This window comes from Aeromicrobium sp. PFPM2_SD2, assembly GCF_057364525.1.
Genome location: NZ_JBNFNZ010000438.1, coordinates 1 through 2014 on the forward strand (window position 1 = coordinate 1; position 2014 = coordinate 2014).

The window sequence follows — 2014 nt, forward strand, 5'->3', positions numbered from 1 at the left end:
CGCCGACCCAGCCGCGGAGCGGCGGCCGGCGAGCTGAGCGTGCCGCTGATGCGCCGGGCGTAGGGGTCGACGAGCAGCTTGTGCGGGTTGCAGCGCAGGCCGCGCGAGGGGTCGTAGGGCCCGTGGACGCGGTAGCCGTAGCGCTGGCCGGGCGTCACGCCCGGGACGAGGCCGTGCCACACGCCGAAGGTGCGCTCGGTGAGCTCGACCCGGCGCTCGCTGCCGTCGTCGTCCACGAGGCAGACCTCGACGCGCTCGGCGACGGCGGAGGTCACCGCGAAGCGGACGCCGCCGGCCTCGGGGTGGGCGCCGAGCGGGAAGGGCCGGCCGGGGAGCACCTGGGTGTCGGACACAGGTCGGATCGCCATGCGTGGAAGTCTTCCAGCCCCGGCCGTCCCGTGCAGGCGATGGGCACCCCCTCGCTGGGCGTGACGTTGTTGCGGCGACACGCCGCGTGTCGCCGCAACAACGTCACGCCCAGCGGGAAGGCGGGGTCAGTCGTGGGTGAGCCGGTCGCGGACGAGGCGGCGCAGGACCTTGCCGATCTGCGAGCGCGGCAGGTCCTCGAGCACGTGCACCGAGCGGGGCAGGGCGTAGCGCGGCAGGCGCTGCTCGGCCCACGCGCGGACGGCGGCCAGGTCGGGCGTGGGCGCCCCGGTCTCGAGCACGAGCGCCGCGGCGACCTGCTCCTCGCCGTCCTCGGCGGGCAGGCCCACGACGCGACGTCCTGGACGCCGGGCATCGTGCGCAGGTGGTCCTCGACCTGCGAGGGGTACACCTTGAAGCCGCCGACGATGATCATCTCCTTGACCCGGTCGACCAGCGTCGTCCAGCCGTCGGGCTCGACGACGACCACGTCGCCGGTGCGCAGCCAGCCGCCCTCGAGCAGCTGGTGGGCGGTCTCCTCGGGCCTGTTCCAGTAGCCCTGGAAGACCTGCGGCCCGCGCAGCAGCAGCTCGCCGCGCACGGTGCCGTCGTCCTCGGGCGAGACGTCGACCGTCGGGTCGTCCTGCGAGACGACGCGGATGTCGGTGCTGGGGAACGCCAGTCCGAGCGTGCCGGGACGCCGGCGGTCCGAGCACGGGTTGCCCAGGGCGATCGGCGAGGCCTCGGTCATGCCGTAGCCCTCGATGAGCAGGCCGCCCGTGGCCGCTTCCCAGCGGTCGGCGGTGGCCTTGCTGATCGGCATGGCGCCGGCGAACGAGACGCGGATGGACCGCAGGCCGTCGGCGGGCTGCTTGCGCGCGGCCTCGAGCGCGTCCAGGACCCGGTCGAACATGGGCGCGACGCCGGGCAGGAAGGTGGCCGGCCGGCGGCGCTGCGCCGCGACGACCGAGGCCGGGTCGAACTGCGGGAACGCGACCAGCGTCGCGCCGATGTAGCCCGGCAGCGTGAGGCAGAAGGTCAGGCCGAACGCGTGGAAGAACGGCAGGATGCCGTAGACCGTCTCCTGGCCCTGGCGGAAGCCGGCCCAGGTGTAGCCCTGGACGACGTTGGCCACGAGGTTGCGATGGGTCAGCACCGCCGCCTTGGGCGTGCCGGTGGTGCCGCCGGTGTACTGCAGCAGGGCGACGTCGCCGGCGGCCGGCGGCTGCACCTCGGCCAGCTTGGCCCGGGCGACGAGCCGGTGGAAGTCCGGCACCCCTGCGGGCACGTCGCCGGTGAGCGCGGTGCGGGTCTGCCGGGCCTTGGCGACGGGCAGGCGCAGCGCGAGGCGCGAGGCGCGGGGCAGGTCCTTGGCGACGTCCACCGACACGACGCGACGCAGCTCGGTGCCGGCCTGGGCCTCGACGACCGTCGAGACGACGTGCTGCCACACCAGGGCGGTGGTGGCGCCGCTGTCGGCGAGCTGGTGACGCAGCTCCTCGGCCGTGTACGTCGGGTTGTGCTCGACGGCGACCGCGCCGAGGCGCAGCACCGCGTGGAAGGCGACGACGTGGGACGTGCAGTTGGGCATCACCAGCGCGACCCGGTCGCCGCGCCTGCACGCCGAGGGCGCGCAGGGCGCCGGCCG

1 protein-coding gene and 2 pseudogenes are annotated in these 2014 nt (G+C 75.0%); all 3 read right to left on the reverse strand.

The features are described 5' to 3' along the window. A pseudogene (locus AC2W7G_RS14770) lies at window positions 1-275 on the reverse strand (hypothetical protein); the annotation flags it as partial. 219 nt (window positions 276-494) lie between these two features. Continuing rightward, window positions 495-716, reverse strand: a complete 222-nt coding sequence (locus tag AC2W7G_RS14775) for an AMP-binding enzyme (RefSeq protein WP_485869107.1) — start codon at window positions 714-716, stop codon at window positions 495-497. A gap of 212 nt (window positions 717-928) precedes the next feature. After that, window positions 929-2014, reverse strand: a pseudogene (locus AC2W7G_RS14780) (AMP-binding protein); the annotation flags it as partial.